This is a genomic window from Pseudorhodoferax soli (assembly GCF_003337555.1).
GTDB lineage: Bacteria > Pseudomonadota > Gammaproteobacteria > Burkholderiales > Burkholderiaceae_C > Pseudorhodoferax > Pseudorhodoferax soli.
In genome coordinates, this window is record NZ_QPJK01000001.1 from 867,812 (window position 1) to 891,083 (window position 23,272).

The 23,272-nt window shown below is 71.5% G+C and carries 19 protein-coding genes; 10 read left to right on the top strand and 9 right to left on the bottom strand.

Annotation, left to right across the window (positions count from 1 at the left end; genetic code table 11):
* Nucleotides 1-91 precede the first annotated feature (91 nt).
* Both DES41_RS03955 and DES41_RS03960 read left to right on the top strand, forming a co-directional pair.
* On the top strand, nucleotides 92-1,810 hold the full coding sequence (locus DES41_RS03955) for a tannase/feruloyl esterase family alpha/beta hydrolase (RefSeq protein ID WP_114466108.1): 1,719 nt from the start codon (nucleotides 92-94) through the stop codon (nucleotides 1,808-1,810).
* A 93-nt stretch (nucleotides 1,811-1,903) separates the two neighbouring features.
* On the top strand, nucleotides 1,904-2,335 hold the full coding sequence (locus DES41_RS03960) for a PaaI family thioesterase (protein WP_211332888.1): 432 nt from the start codon (nucleotides 1,904-1,906) through the stop codon (nucleotides 2,333-2,335).
* A gap of 78 nt (nucleotides 2,336-2,413) precedes the next feature.
* Here DES41_RS03960 and DES41_RS03965 read toward each other — a convergent pair whose 3' ends face one another.
* The 4 genes from DES41_RS03965 to DES41_RS03980 are packed head-to-tail and all read right to left on the bottom strand — an operon-like array spanning nucleotide 2,414 to nucleotide 11,907.
* The gene (locus DES41_RS03965; RefSeq protein WP_425466333.1) at nucleotides 2,414-3,829 is read right to left on the bottom strand and encodes an efflux transporter outer membrane subunit; all 1,416 of its coding nucleotides are present in this window, start codon (nucleotides 3,827-3,829) and stop codon (nucleotides 2,414-2,416) included.
* Nucleotides 3,829-7,077: an efflux RND transporter permease subunit gene (locus DES41_RS03970; protein WP_114466112.1), complete on the bottom strand. Its 3,249-nt coding sequence runs from the start codon at nucleotides 7,075-7,077 to the stop codon at nucleotides 3,829-3,831. Before DES41_RS03970 ends, DES41_RS03965 begins: the two co-directional genes overlap by 1 nt.
* A complete protein-coding gene (locus DES41_RS03975; protein ID WP_114466114.1) occupies nucleotides 7,074-10,274 on the bottom strand; it encodes an efflux RND transporter permease subunit in 3,201 nt (1,066 codons plus the stop codon). The genes DES41_RS03970 and DES41_RS03975 overlap by 4 nt, the downstream gene beginning before the upstream one ends.
* Nucleotides 10,275-10,278: 4 nt before the next feature.
* Nucleotides 10,279-11,907 carry an efflux RND transporter periplasmic adaptor subunit gene (locus tag DES41_RS03980; protein ID WP_114466116.1) on the bottom strand — a complete coding sequence of 543 codons (1,629 nt, stop codon included), beginning with the start codon at nucleotides 11,905-11,907 and terminating at the stop codon, nucleotides 10,279-10,281.
* Between the two features lie 222 nt (nucleotides 11,908-12,129).
* Between DES41_RS03980 and DES41_RS03985 the strand changes: the two genes are divergently transcribed.
* From DES41_RS03985 to DES41_RS04020, 8 genes are read left to right on the top strand one after another with little or no spacing between them, the layout of a single operon-like run.
* Complete coding sequence (locus tag DES41_RS03985; RefSeq protein ID WP_114466118.1) at nucleotides 12,130-12,651, top strand: DUF6622 family protein; 522 nt, start codon at nucleotides 12,130-12,132, stop codon at nucleotides 12,649-12,651.
* 25 nt (nucleotides 12,652-12,676) lie between these two features.
* Nucleotides 12,677-12,970: a 2TM domain-containing protein gene (locus DES41_RS03990; RefSeq protein WP_114466120.1), complete on the top strand. Its 294-nt coding sequence runs from the start codon at nucleotides 12,677-12,679 to the stop codon at nucleotides 12,968-12,970.
* Between the two features lie 18 nt (nucleotides 12,971-12,988).
* Complete coding sequence (locus DES41_RS03995; protein WP_114466122.1) at nucleotides 12,989-13,663, top strand: glutathione S-transferase; 675 nt, start codon at nucleotides 12,989-12,991, stop codon at nucleotides 13,661-13,663.
* A 10-nt stretch (nucleotides 13,664-13,673) separates the two neighbouring features.
* On the top strand, nucleotides 13,674-14,744 hold the full coding sequence (locus DES41_RS04000) for an alpha/beta hydrolase family protein (RefSeq protein WP_245965556.1): 1,071 nt from the start codon (nucleotides 13,674-13,676) through the stop codon (nucleotides 14,742-14,744).
* Nucleotides 14,741-15,871: a sensor histidine kinase gene (locus DES41_RS04005; RefSeq protein ID WP_114466124.1), complete on the top strand. Its 1,131-nt coding sequence runs from the start codon at nucleotides 14,741-14,743 to the stop codon at nucleotides 15,869-15,871. The genes DES41_RS04000 and DES41_RS04005 overlap by 4 nt, the downstream gene beginning before the upstream one ends.
* Nucleotides 15,872-15,882: 11 nt before the next feature.
* A complete protein-coding gene (locus DES41_RS04010; RefSeq protein ID WP_114466126.1) occupies nucleotides 15,883-16,398 on the top strand; it encodes a TlpA family protein disulfide reductase in 516 nt (171 codons plus the stop codon).
* Nucleotide 16,399: 1 nt separating this feature from the next.
* On the top strand, nucleotides 16,400-17,221 hold the full coding sequence (locus DES41_RS04015; protein ID WP_114466128.1) for a LytR/AlgR family response regulator transcription factor: 822 nt from the start codon (nucleotides 16,400-16,402) through the stop codon (nucleotides 17,219-17,221).
* 28 nt (nucleotides 17,222-17,249) lie between these two features.
* Nucleotides 17,250-18,470, top strand: a complete 1,221-nt coding sequence (locus tag DES41_RS04020; RefSeq protein WP_114466130.1) for an FAD-dependent monooxygenase — start codon at nucleotides 17,250-17,252, stop codon at nucleotides 18,468-18,470.
* Between the two features lie 72 nt (nucleotides 18,471-18,542).
* Here the strand turns inward: DES41_RS04020 and DES41_RS04025 are convergent, their stop codons facing one another.
* The 5 genes from DES41_RS04025 to moaE form a co-directional block, all read right to left on the bottom strand.
* Complete coding sequence (locus DES41_RS04025; protein WP_056657197.1) at nucleotides 18,543-18,749, bottom strand: DUF2788 domain-containing protein; 207 nt, start codon at nucleotides 18,747-18,749, stop codon at nucleotides 18,543-18,545.
* A 5-nt stretch (nucleotides 18,750-18,754) separates the two neighbouring features.
* Nucleotides 18,755-19,528, bottom strand: a complete 774-nt coding sequence (locus DES41_RS04030) for a DUF2189 domain-containing protein (protein ID WP_114466131.1) — start codon at nucleotides 19,526-19,528, stop codon at nucleotides 18,755-18,757.
* A 57-nt stretch (nucleotides 19,529-19,585) separates the two neighbouring features.
* Nucleotides 19,586-19,939: a hypothetical protein gene (locus tag DES41_RS04035; protein ID WP_114466133.1), complete on the bottom strand. Its 354-nt coding sequence runs from the start codon at nucleotides 19,937-19,939 to the stop codon at nucleotides 19,586-19,588.
* 35 nt (nucleotides 19,940-19,974) lie between these two features.
* Nucleotides 19,975-22,575, bottom strand: coding sequence for an ATP-dependent chaperone ClpB (gene clpB / locus DES41_RS04040; protein WP_114466135.1), 2,601 nt, complete (start codon nucleotides 22,573-22,575; stop codon nucleotides 19,975-19,977).
* A gap of 103 nt (nucleotides 22,576-22,678) precedes the next feature.
* A complete protein-coding gene (gene moaE, locus DES41_RS04045; protein WP_114466819.1) occupies nucleotides 22,679-23,164 on the bottom strand; it encodes a molybdopterin synthase catalytic subunit MoaE in 486 nt (161 codons plus the stop codon).
* Nucleotides 23,165-23,272 lie beyond the last annotated feature (108 nt).

Genomic DNA, 23,272 nt, shown 5'->3' on the forward strand with positions numbered 1-23,272 from the left:
GGCCAGTGCCACGGACGCCTGTGCAAGCCGGGCGGCGCAGCGGACCGCAGGCCATGGGCGGTGTGCTTCCAACATTCCTCGGAGACAAACGATGACACGCACGACAGGGCCCCGTCCGGGCCGGGTATCGGCTTCGCTGCTGGCCTCCTTCCTGGCCCTCGCCAGCCTGGCCGCCTGCGACTCCTCTGACGACGATCCCGTGGCCTGCGCCGACCTCAACGGCATGGCCGTGGCCGCCAGCGCCATCGGCCTGCGCACCCAGGGGGCCACGGTCACGAGCACCGCGGTCGTACCCGCAGCCGGCAGCGGCGCCACGGCGGTCGGCGCGTACTGCAAGGTGCTGGGCAGCATCCAGCCGGTGGACAGCAACGCCCCCAAGATCCTGTTCCAGGTCAACCTGCCCACCAGCTGGAACGGCAAGGCCATGATGTTCGGCGGCGGGGGCTACAACGGCACCATCGCCACCGGCGTGGGCAATGTGCCGGCCGGCCCGGTCGACCGGCCCGTGCCGCTGGGCCGCGGCTACGCCACCTTCGGCAGCGACTCGGGCCACCAGGCCAATGCCGACGGCAGCCGCGACGGCCGCTTCGGCGCCAACGACGAGGCGCTCAACAACTTCGCCGGCGACGCGCTCAAGAAGACGCTGGACGTGGCCAAGGCCATCATCCGCAAGCACTACGTCGAGGCGCCCAGGCGCACCTACTTCGCGGGCGGTTCCACCGGCGGGCGCGAGGCGCTGCTGGCCGTCAGCAACTGGCCGCAGGATTTCGATGGCGCCATCGTGCTGTACCCGGCCTGGAACGCCGCCGCGCTGGACCTGCAGTTCGGCCGCATCACGCGCCAGCTGGCGCAGCCCGGCGCCTACCCGAGCCGGGCCAAGCGCCAGCTGGCCTACAACGCAGCGCTGGCGGCCTGCGACGGGCTGGACGGCGTGAGCGACGGCCTGATCAGCAACATGCCCGCCTGCAACACCAGCTTCAACCTGGCCAGCGCGACGGTCAATGGTGCACCCGTGCGCTGCGCTGGCGGCGCGGAGCTGGGCGACAGCTGCCTGTCGGACGCGCAGATCGCCTCGTTCAACACCTTCAACACCCCCCTGGTACTGCCCTATGCACTGGCGAGCGGCGAGACCACCTACCCCGGCTTCAACACCTGGGGCACGGACTTCGGCAACCCTGGCAGCAGCCCGCTGCAGCCCACGGTGCTGACGCTGTCGCTGGGCACCGAGCAGCCGGCCAACCCGATGCCGGCCGTCACGGCCGCCACCATGCCGCCCTACGGCAGCACCTTCTGGGACCAGTGGGTGAAGTACTTCGTCACGCGCGACGCCGGCTTCAACTCGCTGACGCTGGACCCGCAGGCACCGGGCCCATGGCAGGCCCGCATCGTCGCGCTGACCGGCGTGCAGGACGCGAACAAGACCGACCTGTCGGCCTTCCGCGCGCGGGGCGGCAAGATCCTCATGGCGCACGGCGCGCACGACGCGCTGGTCAGCACGCGCGCCACCCAGCAGTACTGGGCGCGCGTGCGCAACGCCATGGGCGCGGCCACGGTGGACAGCTTCATGCGCTACTACGAGATCCCCGGCTACGGCCACGCCGCCAGCAGCGTGTTCAACGCCGCCTGGGATTCGCTCACCACGCTGGAGAACTGGGTCGAGCGCGGCACCGTCCCGCCGGCCCAGACCGTGGCCGATACGGCCGGCGTGCCCGGCCGCACGCGCCCGCTGTGCGACTACCCGGCCTGGCCGCGCTACCGCGGTGCGGGCGACGTGAACCTGGCGCAAAACTACAACTGCGCCACACCCTAGTGCAGGGGGGCGTCTGCCGCTGTCGCAGCACTGACAGCCGAGCGCCCGGCCCTACCCTAGATTCCAAAGCCAACTCTTGCTTGGAGTCGAGCGATGAATCCAGACGTGATCGCACTGGTGCGGAAGATCAATGCGTCCGCAGAGTTCAACCGCTGGTGCGGCTTTGAAGTCGTGTCCGCCGTGCCGGGCGCAGTCGAGCTGGCCATGCAGTGGCGCAAGGAGGCTGGGCAGTATTCGGGCTTCCTCCACGCAGGCGTCGTGGGCGCGCTCATCGACACCGCCTGTGGCTTTGCCGCCGCGACGGTGGCCGGACCGCGATTGCTTGCCGCCCACTTCTCGGTCAACTGCTTGCGCCCCGCTTTGGGGGAGCGCTTTGTTGCGAGAGCCCGTGTCGTCAAGCCAGGCAAGCAGCAGGTGTTCACCGCATGCGAGCTGTCTGCGGTCGAGAACGGAGCGGAGAAGTTGGTCGCTACGGGGGAGACGCTGCTCACGGTGCTGGCAGGTGAGGCCCCACCGGAACGTTGACGGACACGGGCGATTGCCCGTACGTGCAATCGGCGTTGGCAGAGGGTCGAAGGGCGCTGCAGGCACCCGACGTGGGCCTCAGGGCTGGCGCAGCCAGTCCGCCTCCCAGCCGCCGCCCAGCGCCTGGATCAACGAGACGGCTGCCGTCTGCCTGGCCAGCTGCACCTGGGCCAGCGTGCGCCGCGCACTGAGCGCCGAGGCCTGGGCGCTCACCACCTCGCTGTAGCCGACCTGGCCGGCGCGGTAGCGGTTCAGCATCTGCTGCTCCGTGCGGTCGGCCGCCTGCGAGGCGGCGCGGCGCAGGCCCTCCTGCTCGGCCAGCGCGGCCGTGGCGCTCAACTGGTCCTCCACGTCCTGGAAAGCCGCCAGCACGGTCTGGCGGTAGGCCGCGACACTGGCCGCATGGGCGGCCAGCGCTGCGTCGGTGGCCGCGTCGCGCGCGCCGCCGTCGAACACCGTCTGCGCCACCGACACGCCCAGCGCCCACAGCAGGCTGGAGGCACTGAACAGATCGCCCACGCGGCTGGCACTGCCGCCGATGCTGCCCGACAAGGCGATGCTGGGGTAGTAGGCCGCGCGCGCGATGCCGATCTGCGCGTTGGCACGCGCCACTGCGCGCTCGGCGCCCGCGATGTCGGGCCGGCGCTGCAACAGCAGCGAAGGCAGGCCCGTGGGCACGGCCGGCACCACGGGGCGCCAGGCCGCGGGCGCAATGGCGAACTCCGCCGGCACCACACCCACCAGCACCGCGATGGCGTGCTCGTAGGTCGCGCGCGAGCGCCGCAGCGCCACGCGCTCGGCCTGGGCACCCAGCAGCTGGGTCTGGGCCTGCAGCACATCGGTCTGGGCCGCGATGCCCGCGTCGTAGCGGTTGCGCGTGATCGCGAGTGCGCGGTCGTAGCCGGCGATGGTCTCGTCGAGCAGCACGGTCTCGGCATCGGCCTCGCGCAGCGCCAGGTAGTTGGCCGCCAGCGCGCCGATGGACGAGAGCCGCGCCGAGGCCAGGTCGGCCGCGCTGGCCTGGGCGTTCGCCTGGGCGCTGTTGACGGCCTCGTCGAGCCGGCCCCACAGGTCGGGCGACCAGTCGGCCGCCACGCTGGCCGCGTACGAGCGGCTGGACGCCGCACCGCCGCGCACCGGCCCGCTGCGGCGCGCGCTGCCCTCCAGCGACAAGGTGGGCAGCAGCGCCGCCTGCTGCTCGCGCACCAGGGCCTGGGCCTGCGCGTAGTTGGCCACGGCCGCGGCGATGTTCTGGTTGGACACCTGCACGCGCGCGGCCAGTGCGTCGAGTTGCGGATCGCCGAAGCGCGCCCACCAGTCGCCGCGGTCCAGCGCGTCGCCGGGCTGGGCCGGCAGCCAGCCGTCGGCGGCCGGCGCCTCCTTGAAGGCGGCGGCAAAACCCGGATCGGGCCGCGTGTAGCGCGGACCCACGGCGCAGCCAGCCAGCACGGCGGGCAGCGCGAGGAGAAGAAGGCGGCGGGGCAGCATCGGCATCATGGGGTGCGGGCGAGCAGGCGGTCGTTGGCGGCCGGGCGGCGCAGCTTGTCCAGCAGCACGTAGACCACGGGCACGGTCAACAGGGTCAGCAGCTGGCTCGCGATCAGGCCGCCGACGATGGTCACGCCCAGCGGCTGGCGCAGCTCGGCGCCCTGGCCGAAGCCCAGCGCCAGCGGCAGCGCGCCCAGGGCGGCGGCCAGCGTGGTCATGAGGATGGGCCGAAAGCGCAGCAGGCAGGCCTCGCGCACCGCGTCCAGCGCCGACAGGCCGCGCGCGCGCTGCGCCTCCAGCGCGAAGTCGATGATCATGATGGCGTTCTTCTTGACGATGCCGATCAACAGGAACAAGCCGATCAACGCAATGATCGTCATCTCCATGCGGAACAGCAGCAGCCCGAGCACCGCACCCACCCCAGCCGAGGGCAGCGTGCTGAGCACCGTGATCGGGTGGATGAGGCTCTCGTACAGCACGCCCAGCACGATGTAGATCACCACGATGGCGGCCACGATCAGCAGCGTCTGCTGGCCGCCCGTGTCCTGCGCCGCGCGCGCCGTGCCGGCGAAGCTGCCGCGCACGTTGACCGGCATGGCGATGTCGTTCTCCGCCTGCTTGACCAGTTGCTGCGCCTCGGCCAGCGTCACACTCTCGGCCAGGCCGAACGAGATGGTGCTGGAGAGCTCGGTGTCGTCGTGGCTGATGGAACTCGGCACGGCGCGCTCGCCCACGCGCACGAAGGCCGACAGCGGCACCATGGTGGTGGTGCTGGTGGCCAGGGCCTGGCCGGCCGAGGAATTGCGCGAGGCCGGGTTTGCCGAGGACACGGTCGATGTGCCGGTGCTGCTGTCCGCGTTGGCCTGCACCGTGCTCGTGCTGGCGCGGCCGCTGCTGTCGGTCGTGGTGCTCACGGTGGACGGCACGTACAGGTCTTTCAACACCAGCGGCGCCTGCTGGAAGCGCGGCGCCCATTCCATGATCACCGAGTACTGGTTCAGGTCGTTGTAGATGGTCGCCACGGAGCGCTGGCCGAAGGCGTTGTACAGCGCGGCGTTGACGGCCGAGGTGCTGACGCCCAGCCGGGCGGCGGCATCGCGGTCGACCGAGACGAAGGTCTCCACGCCGTTGTCGGAGGATTCGCCGTCCACGTCGGTCAGCTGCGCCAGCTCGGCCATGCGGTCCGACAGCTTCTTGGACCAGTTGCGCAGGTCGGCCAGCGAATCGCTCTTGAGCGTGTACTGGTAGGTGGAGTTGCTCTGGCGCCCACCCATGCGCAGGTCCTGCACGGGGAACAGGAACACACGCAGCCCGGTCAGCTGGTTCAACTGCGGGCGCAACCGGTCGATCACGGCCTGCGTTTTCTCGGTGCGGCCCTGGTCCAGGGGCTTGAGGTTCACGAACATGAAGCCGCCACCGGCCCGGCCCCCACCGCTGAAGGCGATGACCGTGTCCACGGCCGGGTCGACGCGGATGATGTCCACGGCCTGCTTGAGCTTGTCGCGCAGCGCGCTGGACGAGATGCTCTGGTCGGCGCGGATGCCGGCGTTGAGCTGCCCGTTGTCCTGCTGCGGGTAGAAGCCCTTGGGCACGTGCATGAACAGCCAGACGTTCAGGCCGACCACCACGGCCAGCGAGAGCATCACCAGGCCCTTGCTCGCCAGCGCCCAGTCCAGGCTGTGGGCATAGACCCGCAGGCTCCAGGCCCACAGCCGTTCCGTGCCGCGCAGGAAGGGGCCGCTGATGCGGCCGGGCGGGCGCCGCTGGTACCAGGCCTCGCTGCGCAGCAGCATGGCGCACAGCATGGGCGTGGTGGTCAGCGAGATCATGAGCGAGATCAGCACCGCGGCCGACAGCGTGACCGCGAACTCCTGGAACAGCCGCCCGACCTGCCCGCCCATGAACAGCAGCGGGATGAACACCGCCACCAGCGACAGGCTGATCGACAGCACCGTGAAGCCGACCTCGCGCGCGCCCTGCAGCGCCGCGGCCATGCGGTCCATGCCGTCCTCGATGTGGCGCTGCGTGTTCTCCAGCACCACGATGGCGTCGTCCACCACGAAGCCGGTGGCCACCGTCAGCGCCATCAGCGACAGGTTGTTGAGCGAGAAGCCCAGCAGCCACATCACGCCGAAGGTGCCCAGCAGCGAGACCACGGTGGCCACGGCCGGGATGATGGTGGCGCGCGCACGGCGCAGGAACACGCCGACCACCAACACCACCAGCACCACCGACAGCATCAGCGTGAACTCCACCTCGTGCAGCGAGCCGCGGATGGAGTTGGTGCGGTCCGAGGCCACCTGCACGGCGATGTCCTGCGGCAACTGGGCGCGCAGTTCGGGCAGCAGGCGGCGCACGCTGTCCACGGTCTCGATGATGTTGGCACCGGGCTCCTGGGTGACGAGCACGATCACGGCCGGCTTGCCGTTGAACAGGCCGACGGTGCGCGTGTTCTCCACGCTGTCGGCCACGTTGGCCACGTCCGACAGCTTCACCGGCGCGCCGTTGCGCCAGGCGATCACGAGGTCGCGGTAGTCGGCGGCGCGCAGGCCTGGTGCCGGCGTGTAGACCTGCAGGCGCCGGCCCTCGCCTTCGATCGCGCCCTTGGGCCGGTTGGCGTTGTTGGCCTGGATCGCGGCGCGCACGTCCTCGGTGCTGATGCCCAGCTGGTTCAGCGGGTACGGGTCGAGCTCCACGCGCACCGCCGGCAGCGAGCCGCCGCCGATCTCCACGTCGCCCACGCCCTCGACCTGCGACAGGCGCTGGCTCACGACGTTGGACACCGCGTCGTAGATCTGGCCCGGCGTGCGGGTCTCCGAGGTCAGCGCCAGGATGATGACGGGCGAGGCCGTGGGGTTGGCCTTGCGGTAGGTCGGGTTGCTGCGCAGCGTGCTGGGCAGGTCGGCGCGCGCGGCGTTGATGGCGGCCTGCACCTCGCGCGCGGCGGCATCGATGTTGCGGTTGAGGTCGAACTGCAGCGTCACACGCGTGGAGCCCGTGGAACTCGTGGAGGTCAGCTCGTTGACGCCCGGGATCACGCCGAGCCGGCGCTCCAGCGGCGTCGCCACGCTGGAAGCCATGGTCGAGGGGCTGGCCCCGGCCAGGCTGGCGGAGACCGAGATCACCGGGTAGTCCACGCGCGGCAGCGGTGAGACCGGCAGCACGAAGAAGGCCAGGATGCCGGCCAGCGCCACACCGATGGTCAGCAGCACCGTGGCGATGGGCCGCTCGACGAAGGGCCGCGACAGGTTCATGTGCCCGCCGCCCCGCGGCGCCGCGCGATGCGCTGTCCCACGCGGTCGAACGCCAGGTAGATCACCGGCGTGGTGAACAGGGTGAGGATCTGCGACAGCACCAGGCCACCGAAGATCGCAAGCCCCAGCGGCCGGCGCAGTTCGGCGCCCTCGCCCCAGCCGAACATCAGCGGCAGCGCGGCGAACAGCGCGGCCAGCGTGGTCATGAGGATGGGCCGAAAGCGCAGCAGCGCGGCCTGGTGGATGGCCTCCTGCGGCGTCTTGCCCTGCTGGCGCTCGGCGTCGATGGCGAAGTCGATCATCATGATCGCGTTCTTCTTGACGATGCCGATCAGCAGGATGATGCCGATGATGCCGATCACGCCCAGGTCCTGGCCGCTCAGCATCAGCGCCAGCAGCGCGCCCACGCCGGCCGAGGGCAGCGTCGAGAGGATGGTCAGCGGGTGCACGTAGCTCTCGTACAGCACGCCCAGCACGATGTAGACGCAGACCACGGCCGCCAGGATCAGCCAGAGCTGGCTGGTCAGCGACTGCTCGTAAGCACCGGCGGCGCCCAGGAACTTCATGGAAATGCTGGGCGGCAGCCCGATCTCGGCTGCGGCCGCGCGGATGGACTGCACCGACCTGCCCAGCGCCGCGCCAGGCGCGGTGTCGAAGCCCACGGTGGCGGCCGGGTACTGCGCCACGCGCGTGACCTGCAGCGGCGAGAGCTGCTCGCGCACCGTGGCGAAGGACGACAGCGGCGTGGTGCCGCCGCTGCCCGTCCTCAGCTGCAGGTTGCCCAGGCCCTGCACCGAATCCAGGCCCTCGCGCTGCGCCTCCAGGATCACGCGGTACTGGTTGGTCTCGGTGAAGATGGTGGAGACGATGCGCTGGCCGAAGGCGCTGTAGAGCGCGTCGTCCACCGCGCTGGCGGTGACCGACAACCGCGCGGCCGTGCCGCGGTCGATGTCCACGTAGGCCGCCAGGCCCTGGGCGCCGGCGTCGGTGGTGGCGTTGCGCACGCGGTCGGCTAGGTCGGCGCCGTGCAGGCGCTCCACCAGCTTGCGCGCCCATTCGTTCACGAGCGCCGTGTCCACGCCTTCCAGCGAGAGGCGGAACTCGGTCGGGCCGGCCTCCGCGTCGATGGTCAGGTCCTGCGTGGGCTGCAGGTACAGCGTGACGCCGGCCACGGCCTCGCGCACGCGCTGGCGCAGCCTGTCCATGGTCTCTTGCTGGTTGCCGCGGTCGGCGCGCAGGTTCACCAGCATGTTGCCGGTGTTGAGGGACGTGTTGCTGGCGCCGTCCACGCCGACCACGGCCGACAGGCTGCGCACGGCAGGGTCGGCCAGGATGGCCATGGCGGCCGCCTGCTGCAGTTCGGCCATGCGCGCGTACGAGACATCCTGCGCGGCCTCCACGCGCACCTTGAGCTGGCCCGTGTCCTGCGTGGGAAACAGGCCCTTGGGGATCGCGATGTACAGCAGCACCGTGAGCACGAGCGTGGCCAGGGCCACCAGCAGCGTCAGCGGCTGGTGGCGCAGCACCCAGACCAGGCCGCGGTCGTAGCGACGGACCACCTTGTCGAAGAAGCGCTGCACGGCGTGGCCGAAGCGGTTGCCGGTCTCGGCCTCGGGCTTCAGCCAGCGCGCCGACATCATGGGCACCAGCGTCAGCGAGACCACGGCCGAGATCAGGATGGTGATGGCCAGCGTGACCGCGAACTCGCGGAACAGCCGGCCCACCACGTCTTCCATGAACAGCAACGGGATCAGCACGGCGATCAGCGAGACCGTCAGCGAGATGATGGTGAAGCCGATCTGCGTCGCGCCCTTCAGCGCCGCGGCGAACGGCTTCTCGCCCTCCTCCAGGTAGCGCGCGATGTTCTCGATCATCACGATGGCATCGTCCACCACGAAGCCCGTGGCGATGGTCAGCGCCATCAGCGAGAGGTTGTTCAGCGAATAGCCCAGCAGGTACATGAGCCCGCAGGTGCCGATCAGCGAGATCGGCACGGCGATGCTGGCGATCACGGTGGCGCGCAGGTTGTGCAGGAAGACGAAGATCACCAGCACCACGAGCAGCACCGCGAGCACGAGCTCCAGCTGCACGTGCTCGACCGAGGCGCGGATGCCGGTGGTGCGGTCCGACAGCACTTCCACGCGCAGCGACGCTGGCAGCGCAGCCTGCAGCTCGGGCAGTTGCTGCTTGATCGCGTCCACGGTGGCGATCACGTTGGCGCCGGGCTGGCGCTGCACGTTCAGGATCACCGCGGGGCGCAGCATGGCCCCCACGCTCCCCGCTTCGCGAGGTTCGCTGCCCCCCGAGGGGGCGCTCGCCGCCTTGGGGCGGCCCGGCGGCGGCTCGACCTCGCCCTGGTCTTCCTTCAACGCCGCCCAGGCTCCCAGCTGCGCGTTCTCGGCGCCGTCCACCACGCGCGCCACGTCGCGCATGCGCACGGGCGCGCCGTTCTTCCAGGCCACGATGAGGTTCTGGTAGTCGGCCGCGGTCAGCAGCTGGTCGTTGCTGTTGATGCTGTAGGCGCGCGCCGGCCCGTCGAAGCTGCCCTTGGCGCTGTTGGCGTTGGCCGCGGCGATCACGGTGCGCAGGGTGTCGATGCCCAGGCCCACCGCGGCCAGTGCGTTGGTGTCGGCCTGGATGCGCACGGCGGGCCGCTGCCCGCCCGACAAGGTGACCAGGCCCACGCCGGCCACCTGGCTGATCTTTTGCGCCATGCGCGTGTTGACGAGGTTTTGCACCTCGGTCAGCGGCATGCTGTCGCTGCCCACGGCCAGCGTCAGGATGGGCGCGTCGGCCGGGTTCACCTTGGCGTAGACCGGGGGCGCCGGCAGGTCCGCCGGCAGCAGCGAGTTGCCGGCGTTGATGGCGGCCTGCACCTGTTGCTCGGCCACGTCCAGCGTCTGGTCCAGGTCGAACTGCAGCGTGACGATGGAGACGCCCGCCGCACTGGTCGAGGCCATGCGGTTCAGGCCCGGCATCTGGCCGAACTGGCGCTCCAGCGGCGCGCTGACGGTGCGGCTCATCACCTCCGGGCTGGCACCTGGGTACAGGGTCTGCACCTGGATGGTCGGGTAGTCGACCTGCGGCAGCGCGGCCAGCGGCAGGAAGCGCAGGCCGACCAGGCCGGCCAGCACGATGGCCAGCATCAGCAGGCCCGTGGCGACGGGCCGCTCGATGAAGGGTCTGGACGGGCTCATGGACTCAGGAGCCCGGCCGGCGCCGCTGCTGCAGGCTTTGCCAGCGCGCCAGCGCCTCTGGGTCGCCCCGGTCCAGCGCTTCGAGGAACTGCTTGCGCTGGGCCAGCTTCTCGGGGTCGTCCTTCACCGAATCCAGCATGCGGCGGCGCTGCTCGGCCGTCGGCAGGCCGGCGGACTCGGGCTGGGCGGCAGGCGGCTGGCCGCTGGGCGGCGGCGCGGTGGCGGCCGGCGGCTGCGGGCCGGAGGCGCCCGGGCGCGCCGGCAGCGGCGCCGGCGCAGCGGCCGAGGGGTTGGCCGGCGCCGAGGCCGAGGCGCCCGGCGCCGTCGCGCCCTGCCCCTGGCGGCGCCCGCCGGTGCCGCCACGCGGGCCGGCCGGCGGCACCTCGCCCTGCAGCCGCACGCGCGAGCCTTCGCTGAGCCGGTCGCCGCCCTCGGTCACGACGAGTTCGCCGGCCTGCAGGCCCTCGGTCACGGCGACGACGTCCACCGTGGCCTCGCCGCGCTTGACGCGGCGCATGTGCACCGTGCGGTCTTCGCCGACCACGTACACATAGGGGCCCTGCGGCCCGGTGCGCACGGCCGTCACGGGCACCACCAGTGCGTCCAGCGTGCGCAGCGTCATGCGCACGTTGACGAACTGGTTGGGAAACAGCTTGCCGTCGCCGTTGGCGAAGCGGGCCTTGGCCTTCACCGTGCCCGTGGTGGTGTCGACCACGTTGTCCAGCGTGGAGAAGCTGCCGCTGTCCAGCACCGCGCTGCGCGTGCGGTCCAGCGCGGCCACGGCCAGCTTGCCGCTGCCGCGGACCTGCTCCTGCACCTCGGGGATGCGGTCCTGCGGCACGGCGAACTGCACGTCGATGGGGTTCATCTGGGTGATCACGGCGATGCCGGTGGTCGAACCCGCCGCCACGGTGTTGCCAGGGTCCACCGTGCGCAGGCCGATGCGCCCCGTGAGCGGCGACGTGATGCGCGTGAACTCCAGGTTCACGGCGGCCGCGGCCTCGGCCGCCTTGTCGCTCGTGACCGTGCCTTCCAGTTGCTGCACCAGTGCGGCCTGGGTGTCCACGTCCTGCCGGGCGATGGAATCCTGGCCCAGCAGCGTGCGGTAGCGCGCCAGCGTGACGCGGGCGGCCTGCAGCTGGGCCTCGTCGCGCATGCGGGTACCGCGCGCCTGCATCAGCGCCTGCTCGTAGGGGCGCGGGTCGATGCGGGCCAGCAACTGGCCCTTGCGCACGGTCTGGCCTTCGGTGAACAGCACTTCCGTCAGCACGCCGCCGACCTGGGGCTTGAGCGTGACCGTGGCCGTGGGCGTGACGGTGCCCAGCGCGTCCAGCGTGACAGGAATCTGCGCGCGCGCCACGGCGGCATGGCCGACCGTGACCATGCCGAAGGCGCCGGCACCGCCGGGGCCGCCCGGCGGGCCACCGGGGCCGCCGGGGCGCGGCCCCATGCCGAAACCGGCGGGCGTCTCGGCCGGCCGCTTGACGAGGTAGTAGCTGCCACCGACCAGCGCCCCCAGCACCAGCACGGTGACCACCGCCCCGAGCCAGCGGCGCTTGCGCGAGGGGGGCCGCGCAGGCGGGGGCACCAGGGAACGGGAAGGCGGAACGGGGCCGGGCGTGGGGTGGTCCATGGCGCGAAATCGGGGGCAGGCACGAGGTTGGTGCGATTGGAGCGGGCGATCGTAGCCGGCATGTGCTTGCAACTGTCAACGGCAGGTAAAGGGCCGGGCCAAGCCGTTCGTCGCGCTGCGCTGCAGCTGGCGCCGCCGCATTGCAGCCCGTCGCATGCCGCTGGGAAGCGGCGCAGCGCCGGCGCACAGTCGCTTCAACACCACACGCGACGGAGCCCCCCCATGCTGATCCAGATCCTGACCCACACACCCGCCTGGGTGTTCGCGCTGTTCGTGCTGCTGGCCTGGATCGGCGGCAGGCAGCTGCAGGACGGCAGCCCGCACCTGGCCCGCGTGGCCGCCATGCCCGTGGCCATGGTCGCCCTGGCGGTCTACGGCGTGGCCGGCGCGTTCGGACGCTCGGATGCCGGCTGGCTGGCGCTGGCCGGCTGGGGCCTGGCCGCGGCTGCGGCACTGGCCTTCGTCGCCCGGCTGCCGCTGCACCCGGCCGTGCGCTACGAGCCTGCCAGCCGGCGCTTCTTCCAGCCCGGCAGCTGGGTGCCGCTGGCGCTCATGATGGGCATCTTCGCCACCAAGTACGCCGTGGGCGTGCTGCTGGCCATGCACCCGGAGTTGGCCCACCAGGGCAGCTTCGCCACGGGCATCAGCACGCTGTACGGCCTGTTCAGCGGCATCTTCGCCGGCCGTGCGCTGCGGCTGTGGCAGCTGGCACTGCGCCAGCACGGCGCAGCCGTCGCCGCCTGACCCTCTCTTCTTCAAGGAGCACACCATGTCCCGCACCCCCATCCCTGGCGAAACCCATCTCGACTGGACCGCCCGCCGCCGTGCCAAGGCCAAGCTGGGCTGGTTCGCCCATGCCACGGTCTACGGGGTCGTCAACACCGTGCTGGTCGCGCTGTCGCTGGCCGGTGGCCGGCACTGGGCGCTGTTCCCGCTGCTGGGCTGGGGCCTGGGCCTTTTGTTCCACGGCCTGGCGGTCTGGGTGCTGGCACCGGGCAACCCGCTTATGGACCGCATGGTCGCGCGCGAACGGCAGCGGCTGGACGGCAGCACGCCGCGTTGATCAGGCACCATGCGGCCCATGATCACCGTCCACCACCTCGACAACTCCCGATCGCAGCGCGTGCTGTGGCTGCTGGAGGAACTGGAACTGCCCTACGAGATCGTGCAGTACAAGCGCGACCCGGCCACCATGCTGGCCCCGCCCGCGTTGCGCCGTGTGCACCCGCTGGGCAAGTCGCCCGTGGTGACCACGGACGACGGGCTGGTGCTGGCGGAGTCGGGTGCCATCCTGGAAACCCTGGTCGAGCGCCACGGCCAGGGCCGCTTGGCGCCGCCGCCCGGCACGCCGGAGGCCGTGCGCTTTCGCTACTGGATGCACTACGCGGAAGGCTCGGCCATGCCGCCGCTGCTGCTCAAGCTGGTGTTCGACCGCATCGAGAAGGCCAAGATGCCCTTCTTCGCCAGGCCGATCGCCCGCAGCATCGCGGCCAAGACCAAGGCCGCGCTGGTCCTGCCGAACCTGCAGCGCCACCTGGACTTCCTCGAAGGCGAGCTGGCCGGGCGCGACTGGTTCGTGGGCGATGCCTTCTCGGCGGCCGACATCCAGCTGAGCTTCCCGGTCGAGGCCGCCAGGCAGCGCGCCGGACTGGATGCCAGCCGCCCGAACCTCATGGCCTGGCTGGCACGCATCCACGCCCGGCCGGCGTTCCGGCGCGCGCTGGAGCGCGGCGGGCCCTACGCGCTGGCCGATTGAGGGCTGCGCCGTGGCACCGCGCACAGCATCCGTCCTGCTGGCCCTGGCCGCCGTGGCTGCCACCACCGGCGCACTGGCCGCCAATGGCCTGGCCACGCTACCCGCCACGGCCACGCTGGGTCCGGTGACGCTGCTCTATCCCACGCAGGCAACGCCGTCCGCCCTGCAGCGCGGCCCGTTCACGGTGCAGGCCGCCGTGGACGCCGCACCCGCACGTGGCAACGGCCGGCTCGTGGTGCTGTCGCACGGCTCGGGCGGTGCGGTCTGGCCGCAGTTCGACCTGGCGAGCGCGCTGGTGGCCGCCGGGTTCACGGTCGCCATGCCACTGCACAAGGGCGACAACTTCGAGAACACCAGCGACGTCGGCCCGGTGAGCTGGGCACGCCGGCCGCAGGAGGTGTCCCAGGCCATCGACGCCGTGGCTGCGCAGGCCGCGCCGGGCGGCCGCCTCGCGCCGCTGCAGCTGGATCTGCAGCGCGTGGGCGCCTACGGCATGTCGGCGGGCGGGCTCACCGCGCTGGCGCTGGCCGGGGGCCGCTGGTCACCCGCGCTGCTGGCGCAACACTGCGAGGCCCACATCGAAGAGGACTTCGCGGCCTGCGTCGGCCTGTCCACCGAGCTGACCGGCGGCGTGCTCGACAGCGCGAAGATCGGCATCGCCAAGCGCGTCATCCGCGCCAAGCTGGGCAGCGACACGGCCTGGCGCAGCTGGACCGAGCCGCGCATCGCCGCGGTGGTGTCCGCCGTGCCGATGGCGGCGCCGTTCGACATGGCCTCGCTCGCCGCGCCGCGCGTGCCGCTGGGCCTGGTGCGCGCGGCCGAGGACGCCTGGCTGGCGCCGCGCTGGCACATCGACGCCGTGCGCACGGCCTGCGGCGATCGCTGCACGCTGCTGGCCGACATGGCGCAGGGCGGCCATGGGTCCATCCTGTCGCCGGCCGTGACAGGCCTGTCCGGCACGCTGGGCCGGCTGCTGAACGATCCGCCCGGTTTCGACCGCAGCAGGCTGCCCGTCGTCTACCGGGAGATTGCCGGCTTCTTCGAGAAGCAACTGGCAACCGCAACGCCCAAGGCGCCATGAAGCCCATCCTGCACAACGCCTTGCGCCACTACCTGCACGTGCTGGCGCTGTGCTGCGTGGTGGCGGTGCTGACCACGCTGATGTGGCCGCACCGCAGCTACGTGTCGCAGCTGGCCTATTCCCTGTGCATCGGCACCATCTGCTGGGGCACGATGGAATTCGGCCGCTACGCGGTGCCGCGCGCGCACTGCCATGGCGACGCCGAGGGCGGGCACGGCTGGCCGCGGGGTTGGCGCGGCCTGGTGCTCACAGTGGCGGGCATCCTGGTCGGCTTCTACGCCGGCGACTGGCTGGCCTACCAGCTGATCGGCCCGGCCGACCCCGGCCGCACGGCCAATGCGCGCGACAGCATGGTCGGCCTGTACATCACGGTGGCGGCCGGTGCCATCGGCTCGTTCTACTTCCACACCCGCGGCAAGGCGGCGGCCCTGGCCGCGGCCATCGCAGCTGCGGAGCGTGACGCGACGGAGGCCAAGCTCAAGCTGCTGGAGACGCAGCTGGAGCCGCACATGCTGTTCAACACGCTGGCCAACCTGCGCGTGCTGATCACGCTGGACCCGCCACGCGCCGTGGCCATGCTGGACCGGCTCAACGGCTACCTGCGCGCCACGCTGGGCGGCTCGCGCGCCACGCTGCATCCGCTGGCGCAGGAGTTCGAACGCCTGGCCGACTACCTGGAGCTCATGGCCGTGCGCATGGGCGCGCGCCTGCGCTACCGGCTGGAACTGCCCGAGGACCTGCGCGCCGCGCCGGTGCCGCCGCTGCTGCTGCAGCCGCTGGTGGAGAACGCCATCCGCCATGGGCTGGAGCCCAAGATCGAAGGCGGCACGGTGACCGTGCGCGCGCAGCGCGACACCGGTGCGGACGGCGAGCTGCTGGTCCTGCATGTGCTGGACACGGGCGTCGGCCTGCCAGCGGATGGCGCGCCACCCTCTACCCCGGGCGGCTTCGGCGTGGCCCAGGTGCGCGAGCGGCTGCAGACGCTGCACGGCGCACGCGCCAGCGTGGTGCTGCAGCCTGCGCCCGGCGGCGGCACCTCGGCCCTGCTGCGCATGCCGCTGCACGGCGGTGCCGGCCTGCGCACAATGGCGGGCACGGCACCGGCTCCTTCGGTGCCCTCTGCCTGACTGGAGTCTCCATGCCGCATCCACTTTCGCGCCGCCAGGCGCTGGCCCAGGCCGGTGCGCTGTCGCTGGCGCTGGGCTGGCCCGCGTCGCGGGCGCAACCCGCGGCCACGCTGCCCGCGCCCGGCAGCCGCCTGGCTGTGCCTGCCGTAGCGCTGCTGGACGGCAGCCGCTTCGCTCCCGCGGACGCCGAGGGCCAGGTGCTGGTGCTGTACTGGTGGGCCAGCTGGTGCCCGTTCTGCGCGCTGCAGTCGCCGCACATGGACCAGCTCTGGCGCACGCAGTCCGGCCGTGGCCTGGCGGTGCTGGGCCTGTCGATCGACAAGACCGCCGCCCCGGCCACCGCCTACCTGCGGCAAAAGGGGTACGGCTTCCCCAGCGCCTGGGTGTCGCCTGAGCTGGCACGGGCACTGCCCAAGCCGCCCGGCCTGCCGGTGACCGTGGTGCGTGGCCGCGACGGCAAGGTGCTGATGGCCGAAGCCGGCCAGCTGTTCCCCGAGGATGTCGCGGAGATCGCACGCTTTCTGTGAAATGACCGCCCCGACCGCCCCAACCGCCCTGATCGCCGAGGACGAACCGCTGCTGGCGCAGGCGCTGCGCGCCGAGCTGGCCAGCGCCTGGCCGCAGCTGCAGATCGCCGCCACGGTGGGCGACGGCCACAGCGCCGTGGAGGCGGCGCTGCGCTGCAGGCCCCAGGTGCTGTTCCTGGACATCCGCATGCCCGGCCAGGACGGCCTGGCCGCGGCGGCCGAGCTCGCCGAACTGTGGCCGGCCGGCGAAGCCCCGTTGCCACAGCTGGTGTTCGTGACCGCCTACGACGAATACGCCGTGCGCGCCTTCGACGCCCAGGCCGCCGACTACGTGCTCAAGCCCGTGCAGCCCGAGCGCCTGCGCCGCACGGTGGCGCGCCTGCAGCAGGCCCTGGCCACAACCGGGACGGCGCCGGCCGATGCGCTGGAGCAGCAGCTCGCGCAGTGGCGCCGCCCGCTGGGTGCTGCCGCCAGCAGTGCGCCGGCCGCGCCGCTGCGCTTCATCGCGGCCGGCGATGCCGGTGGCGCCAACGTGCGCATGGTCCCTGTGGACGAGGTGCTGTGCTTCGAGGCAGCCGACAAGTACGTGCGCGTGCTGACCGCCGGCGAGGAGCACCTGATCCGCACACCGCTCAAGCAGCTGCTGCCGCAGCTGGACACGCAGCGCTTCTGGCAGGTGCACCGCGGCGTGGTGGTGCGGGCCGACGCCATCGAGCAGGTGCAGCGCGACGAGGCGGGCCGGCTGCACCTGCGGCTGCGCGGCCGCCCCGGCGAGCGCGTCGCCGTGAGCCGGCTCTACACCCACTTGTTCAAGGCCATGTAGACCGCCGGGGCGGCACAATCGCCGCCCCATGGCAACTCCCAAGCAGCTTCTCGTGGCCGGTGGCGGCATCGGCGGCCTGGCCGCCGCGCTGGCCTGCGCGCGCCAAGGCTGGCAGGTGTGCGTGTTCGAGCGCGCCGCGGCCTTCAGCGAAGTGGGCGCCGGCGTGCAGTTGGGCCCCAACGTCGTGCGACTGTTGCAGGCCTGGAACCTCGGCACCGCACTGCGGGCCGTGGCCGCGTTCCCCGAACGCCTGCGCGTGCGCGACGCCGCCAGCGGCCAGCCACTCGCCACGCTCGACCTGGCCGCCATGCCCGCGCGCTACGGCGCACCCTACGCCACCATCCACCGCGCCGACCTGCTCGCACTGCTGCACCAGGCTGTGGCGCCACGGGCCGACACCGCTCTCGCGCTGGACCGGCGCGTGCTGGGTTTCGAGGACGATGGCCGGCGTGTGCTGCTGCGCACCGAGGGAAAGGCCATCGACGGCGATGCCCTGCTCGGCGCCGACGGCCTGTGGAGCGGCGTGCGCACACAGTTGCTGGCCGACGGCCCGCCGCGCCTGACCGGCCACCTGGCCTACCGCGCGCTGCTGCCGCAGGCCACGCTGCCTGCGGCGCTGCGCAGCGCCGAGGTCACGGCCTGGCTGGGCCCGCGCCTGCACCTGGTCAGCTACCCGGTGCGCGGCGGCGAGGCGCTCAATGTGGTGGCCTTCGTGCAGGGCCTGCCACCGGGTGGCGCACGCGGCGCCACGCCCGATGCCCTGGCCGACTGGGACCACGCCACCAACGCGGCCGACCTGCAGGCCGCCATGGCCGGCTGCTGCACGCCGCTGCAGGACCTGGTGCGCGCGGTGCCCGCCTGGCGGCTGTGGGTGCTGGCCGACCGGCCACCACTGCGCGCCGCCTCCGAGCAGGCCCGCGGCCGCGTGGCGCTGCTGGGCGACGCCGCGCATCCCATGCGTCCCTACCTCGCGCAGGGCGCCGGCATGGCCATCGAGGACGCCGAGGCGCTGGGCCGCGCCCTGCGCCAGGCCGACACGGCCGGCATCGAGGTGCCCACGCTCCTGGCCCGCTACGCACTGGAACGCTGGCAGCGCAACGCGCGCGTGCAGGCCCGTGCGCTGCGCAACGGCCGCATCTTCCACGCCACCGGGCCCATCCGCTGGGGCCGCAACCTGTCGCTGCGGCTGCTGGGCGAGCAGCTGCTGGACATGCCCTGGCTGTACGGCCCGCAACAGCCCGCGCGCTGAACTGCGGAGTGCCGCCGGCTACGGGCAGCGGCGTGCGCCGGGCGCGGTAATGCGCGGTCGCAAGCGCCCAGCTCAGCTCAGGAAGAACTTGATCACGCCCTTGGCCGCGAAGCCCACCATGCCCAGGCCCAGCCCCAGCAGCAGCACGAAGGTGCCGAAACGCCCGGCCTTGGACTCACGTGCCAGCTGCAGGATGATGAACAGCATGTAGAGCATGAAGGCGCCGAGGCCGAAGGTCATGCCGAACCAGGCGATCTGGGCTTCGGTGTAGCCGAACATGCGTGTCAGACGACCAGGTCGCGGTAGGCGTGCCAGCTGGCGTGCGCGAGCCACGGCGCAGCCACCACCAGGCCCAGCAGCGCGGGCAGCATGGCCACCAGCGTGAGCCCCACCAGCAGCACCGCCCACAGCGCCAGCGGCAGCGGGTTCTCCAGCACCGCGCGCCAGCTGGTCAACACGGCCGCCAGCACGCCGATGCGCCGGTCCAGCAGGAGCGGGATGGCGATGACGCTGGAGGCGAACACGGGCGCGGCCAGCAAGGCGCCCAGCATCAGCCAGGCCTCGAACAGCCAGCCCTGACCGGCCGCAACAACGAGCAGCAGGAACTCCTCCGGCCGCGCCACCTGCCCCGGCGCGAAGCCCGTCACCAGCGCGGCGGACGTCACGACCCACCCGGTGCCCGCGAACGCGAGCAGCACACCGAACAGCAGCAGCCGGCCATCCTTGGGCCACCAGACGCGCAGCACCACCGCAAGAGGTGGGCATGTGCCACGCTCCAGCGCGCGGCTGACCGCGTAGAGCCCCGTCGCCGCAATGGGTGCGACCAGCAAGAAGCCCGAGAAGGCGCCGGCCAGCAGCCAGAAGTGGGCATGCGCCCACAGCGCGAGTGCGCCGCCAAACGCCGCCAGGACCATGCCGTGCAGCAGGCCCGGCAGCGGGCAGCGCCACAGGTCCGCCCAGCCATGCGCCAGCCAGCGCAGCGGCGCAGCCGCGCCGACCGTGCGCACGGTATGGCGCTGGCTTTCGGTCAGGGCGCGGGAGGCTGTCCTTCTGGGCATGCGCCATGCTCCCATGGCGCCACGCAGGCCGTGTTGACCTGCATCAAGCCCGCAATGTCAATGGCGCGGCGTCTTGGCCTGGACGTCTTCCACGTCCTGCGTGATGGCGCCGGGCGGGCTGAAGGGCGAGGGCTCGCCCGGTGCGGGCTCCGGCGCGGCGCGGCCGCGTGGACGCGCGGCCTGCTGCTGCCAGCTGCGGTAGCGGCGCCAGCTGGCGGCCGGGTCCACACCCATGCCGCCGAAGCGCAGGATCACGGGGCGGCCGGTGAGCTTGGCCCACAACAGGCGCAGGCCGAACACCACAGCCAGCACGGCCGCCGCCAGCACCAGGCCGGCAGCCACCACCAGCCCCGCGGCCAGCAGGGCCAGCTGCAACATCAGGCGGACGAGGCCCGCTACGAAATCACCCACGGCCCCATCACTCCTTTGTTGCGCGCCCGCGATCATCAATGCACCACCCGGTCGAAGCGGAATTCACCGGGCGACTGGATCGGGTCCACGTCCACGGGAATCACCGCCTTGGGCGCGAAACGCCCTTCCAGCAGCATCTTGGACAGCGGGTTCTCGATGCGCTGCTGGATCGCCCGTTTGAGCGGACGGGCACCATACACCGGATCGAAGCCCACCTTGGCCAACTCCGCAAGCGCGGCAGGGGAAACGTCTAGCGTCAGGTCGAGGTGCGCCAGCCGCTCGCGCAGCGCGCGGATCTGGATCCCCGCAATCGCCTCGATGTGCTGCGCGTCCAGCGCGTGGAACACCACGGTCTCGTCGATGCGGTTCAGGAACTCGGGCCGGAAGTGGTTCTTGAGCTCGCCCTGCACCGCGTCCTTGATGTCCTCGGCGTCCTGCCCGACCATGGCCTGGATCAGGTGCGAGCCGATGTTGCTGGTCATCACGATCACGGTGTTCTTGAAGTCCACGGTGCGGCCCTGGCCATCCGTGAGGCGGCCGTCGTCCAGCACCTGCAGCAGCACGTTGAACACGTCCGGGTGCGCCTTCTCGACCTCGTCGAGCAGCAGCACGCTGTAGGGCTTGCGCCGCACGGCTTCGGTCAGGTAGCCGCCCTCGTCGTAGCCCACGTAGCCCGGAGGCGCGCCGATCAGGCGGGCCACCGAATGCTTCTCCATGAACTCGCTCATGTCGATGCGGATCAGGTGGTCCTCGCTGTCGAACAAAAAGCCCGCCAGCGCCTTGCACAGCTCGGTCTTGCCCACGCCCGTGGGGCCCAGGAACAGGAAGGAGCCGGTCGGCCGGTTCGGATCGGACAGGCCCGCGCGCGAGCGCCGGATGGCGTTGGCCACGGCCATTATGGCCTCGTCCTGGCCGACCACGCGCTGGTGCAGCTTGTCTTCCATGTGCAGCAGCTTCTCGCGCTCGCCCTGCATCAGCTTGGAGACCGGGATGCCGGTGGCGCGCGCCACCACCTCGGCGATCTCCTCGGTGCCGACCTGGGTGCGCAGCAGCCGCAGGCCGCTCGATGTGCCCTTGCCGGCTTCCTTGTCCTGCGCTTGCTTGAGCTTCTTCTCCAGTTCGGGCAGCTTGCCGTACTGGATCTCCGCGACCTTGTTGAAGTCGCCCTTGCGCTTGAGTTCCTCCACCTGGAAGCGGAACTTCTCGATCTCTTCCATGACCTCCTTGGAACCCAGCGCCTCGGCCTTCTCGGCCTGCCAGACTTCGTCTAGGTCGGCGATCTCCTTTTGCAGCTTGGCGATCTCTTCCTCGATCAGGCCGAAGCGCTTTTGCGAGGACTCGTCCTTCTCGCGGCGCACGGCTTCACGCTCGATCTGAAGCTGGATCAGGCGGCGGTCGAGCCGGTCCATGACCTCGGGCTTGGAATCCATCTCGATCTTGATCTTGGCCGCGGCCTCGTCGATCAGGTCGATCGCCTTGTCGGGCAGGAAACGGTCGGTGATGTAGCGGTTGGACAGCTCGGCCGCAGCCACGATGGCCGGGTCGGTGATCTGCACGCCGTGGTGCGCCTCGTACTTGTTCTGCAGGCCGCGCAGGATGGCGATGGTGGCCTCCACGCTCGGCTCGCCGACGAGGATCTTCTGGAAGCGGCGCTCGAGCGCGGCGTCCTTCTCGATGTACTTGCGGTATTCGTCCAGCGTGGTGGCGCCCACGCAGTGCAGCTCGCCACGCGCCAGGGCCGGCTTGAGCATGTTGCCGGCGTCCATCGCGCCTTCGGCCTTGCCGGCGCCGACCATGGTGTGCAGCTCGTCGATGAAGACGATGGTCTGGCCTTCGTCCTTGGCCAGCTCGTTGAGCACGCTCTTGAGCCGCTCCTCGAATTCGCCGCGGTACTTGGCGCCGGCCAGCAGCGCCGCCATGTCGAGCGACAGCACACGCTTGCCCTTGAGCGAATCGGGCACCTCGCCGGCGACGATGCGCTGGGCCAGGCCTTCGACGATGGCGGTCTTGCCGACGCCGGGCTCGCCGATCAGCACGGGGTTGTTCTTGGTGCGGCGCTGCAGCACCTGGATGGCGCGGCGGATCTCGTCGTCGCGGCCGATCACCGGGTCGAGCTTGCCCATGCGGGCGCGCTCGGTCAGGTCCATCGTGTATTTCTTCAGGGCTTCGCGCTGGCCTTCGGCCTCGGCGCTGTCGACCTTCTGGCCACCGCGCACGGCGTCGATGGCCGATTCCAGCGCCTTGCGCGACAGGCCGTTCTCGCGCAGCAGCTTGGCCGCGTCGATCTTGCTGTCCACGAAGGCCAGCAGGAACAGCTCGCCGGCGATGAACTGGTCGCCGCGCTTGAGCGCTTCCTTCTCGGAGGCCTGCAGCAGCGTCACGAGGTCGCGGTCGGGCTGGACCTGCTCCTGGCCCTGCACCTGCGGCAGCCGCTTGACGGCACCTTCGGCCGCGGCCAGCAAGCCCTGCACGTTGGCGCCGGCACGCTCGAGCAGCGGGCGCGGGCCGTCCTGCTGCTTGAGCATGGCGGCCAGCACGTGCACGGGGGTGATGTAGGCGTTGTCGTTGGCCAACGCGAGGGACTGGGCATCGCCCAGGGCTTCCTGAAATTTGGTGGTGAGCTTGTCGATTCGCATGTTCGAGTTCTCCGAATTGCAACGAACATGGGGAGAGGATGCGCCCGTTTCAAGGGCGGCGCTGTCGGTGCGCGCCGACAGCTTGATCTGGATCGGGCCCGGCTCAGGCGTTCCGCGCGGCAATGCCCCAGCGCGCCAGCGCCGCGTCGTCGCTGACGCGGGCGTCGACCCAGCGGCCGCCCTCGGGCGTCTGTTCCTTCTTCCAGAACGGGGCCTGGGTCTTGAGGTAGTCCATCAGGAATTCGCAGGCCTGGAAGGAGGCGCCGCGGTGCGCCGAGGTGACGGCCACCAGCACGATCTGATCGGTAGGTGCCAGCGGACCGACGCGGTGCACCACGCGCGCGCCGTAGAGCGGAAAGCGGGCGAAGGCTTCGTCGACCATGGCCTCGATGGCGCGCTCGGTCATGCCGGGGTAGTGCTCCAGCTCCAGCGCCGTGACCTGGCCGGCCACGTCGGGGTGGTGGTCGCGCACGGTGCCGACGAAGCTGCAGACGGCCCCCACGCGGGCGTCCTGCGCGCGCAGGGCGGCGATCTCGGCGCCGAGGTCGAAGTCTTCGGTCTGGATGCTGACGCGGGCGGTGCTGGGCATGCGGCGATTCTCGCGCAGGCTACACTCGCGCCCCATGTTCGCCCCCACCGCCCGCACCGCCACCTCCGTGGCCGGCTGCTGCGCGAAAAAAGCGAACAAACCGCTGCT

Excerpts from the sequence above, each read along its gene's own strand:
- DES41_RS03955 (WP_114466108.1), top strand. The coding sequence starts at position 92 with ATGACACGCACGACAGGGCCCCGTCCGGGCCGGGTATCGGCTTCGCTG.
- DES41_RS03960 (WP_211332888.1), top strand. The coding sequence starts at position 1,904 with ATGAATCCAGACGTGATCGCACTGGTGCGGAAGATCAATGCGTCCGCA.
- DES41_RS03965 (WP_425466333.1), bottom strand. The coding sequence starts at position 3,829 with ATGCCGATGCTGCCCCGCCGCCTTCTTCTCCTCGCGCTGCCCGCCGTG.
- DES41_RS03970 (WP_114466112.1), bottom strand. The coding sequence starts at position 7,077 with ATGAACCTGTCGCGGCCCTTCGTCGAGCGGCCCATCGCCACGGTGCTG.
- DES41_RS03975 (WP_114466114.1), bottom strand. The coding sequence starts at position 10,274 with ATGAGCCCGTCCAGACCCTTCATCGAGCGGCCCGTCGCCACGGGCCTG.
- DES41_RS03980 (WP_114466116.1), bottom strand. The coding sequence starts at position 11,907 with ATGGACCACCCCACGCCCGGCCCCGTTCCGCCTTCCCGTTCCCTGGTG.
- DES41_RS03985 (WP_114466118.1), top strand. The coding sequence starts at position 12,130 with ATGCTGATCCAGATCCTGACCCACACACCCGCCTGGGTGTTCGCGCTG.
- DES41_RS03990 (WP_114466120.1), top strand. The coding sequence starts at position 12,677 with ATGTCCCGCACCCCCATCCCTGGCGAAACCCATCTCGACTGGACCGCC.
- DES41_RS03995 (WP_114466122.1), top strand. The coding sequence starts at position 12,989 with ATGATCACCGTCCACCACCTCGACAACTCCCGATCGCAGCGCGTGCTG.
- DES41_RS04005 (WP_114466124.1), top strand. The coding sequence starts at position 14,741 with ATGAAGCCCATCCTGCACAACGCCTTGCGCCACTACCTGCACGTGCTG.
- DES41_RS04010 (WP_114466126.1), top strand. The coding sequence starts at position 15,883 with ATGCCGCATCCACTTTCGCGCCGCCAGGCGCTGGCCCAGGCCGGTGCG.
- DES41_RS04015 (WP_114466128.1), top strand. The coding sequence starts at position 16,400 with ATGACCGCCCCGACCGCCCCAACCGCCCTGATCGCCGAGGACGAACCG.
- DES41_RS04020 (WP_114466130.1), top strand. The coding sequence starts at position 17,250 with ATGGCAACTCCCAAGCAGCTTCTCGTGGCCGGTGGCGGCATCGGCGGC.
- DES41_RS04025 (WP_056657197.1), bottom strand. The coding sequence starts at position 18,749 with ATGTTCGGCTACACCGAAGCCCAGATCGCCTGGTTCGGCATGACCTTC.
- DES41_RS04030 (WP_114466131.1), bottom strand. The coding sequence starts at position 19,528 with ATGCCCAGAAGGACAGCCTCCCGCGCCCTGACCGAAAGCCAGCGCCAT.
- clpB (WP_114466135.1), bottom strand. The coding sequence starts at position 22,575 with ATGCGAATCGACAAGCTCACCACCAAATTTCAGGAAGCCCTGGGCGAT.
- moaE (WP_114466819.1), bottom strand. The coding sequence starts at position 23,164 with ATGCCCAGCACCGCCCGCGTCAGCATCCAGACCGAAGACTTCGACCTC.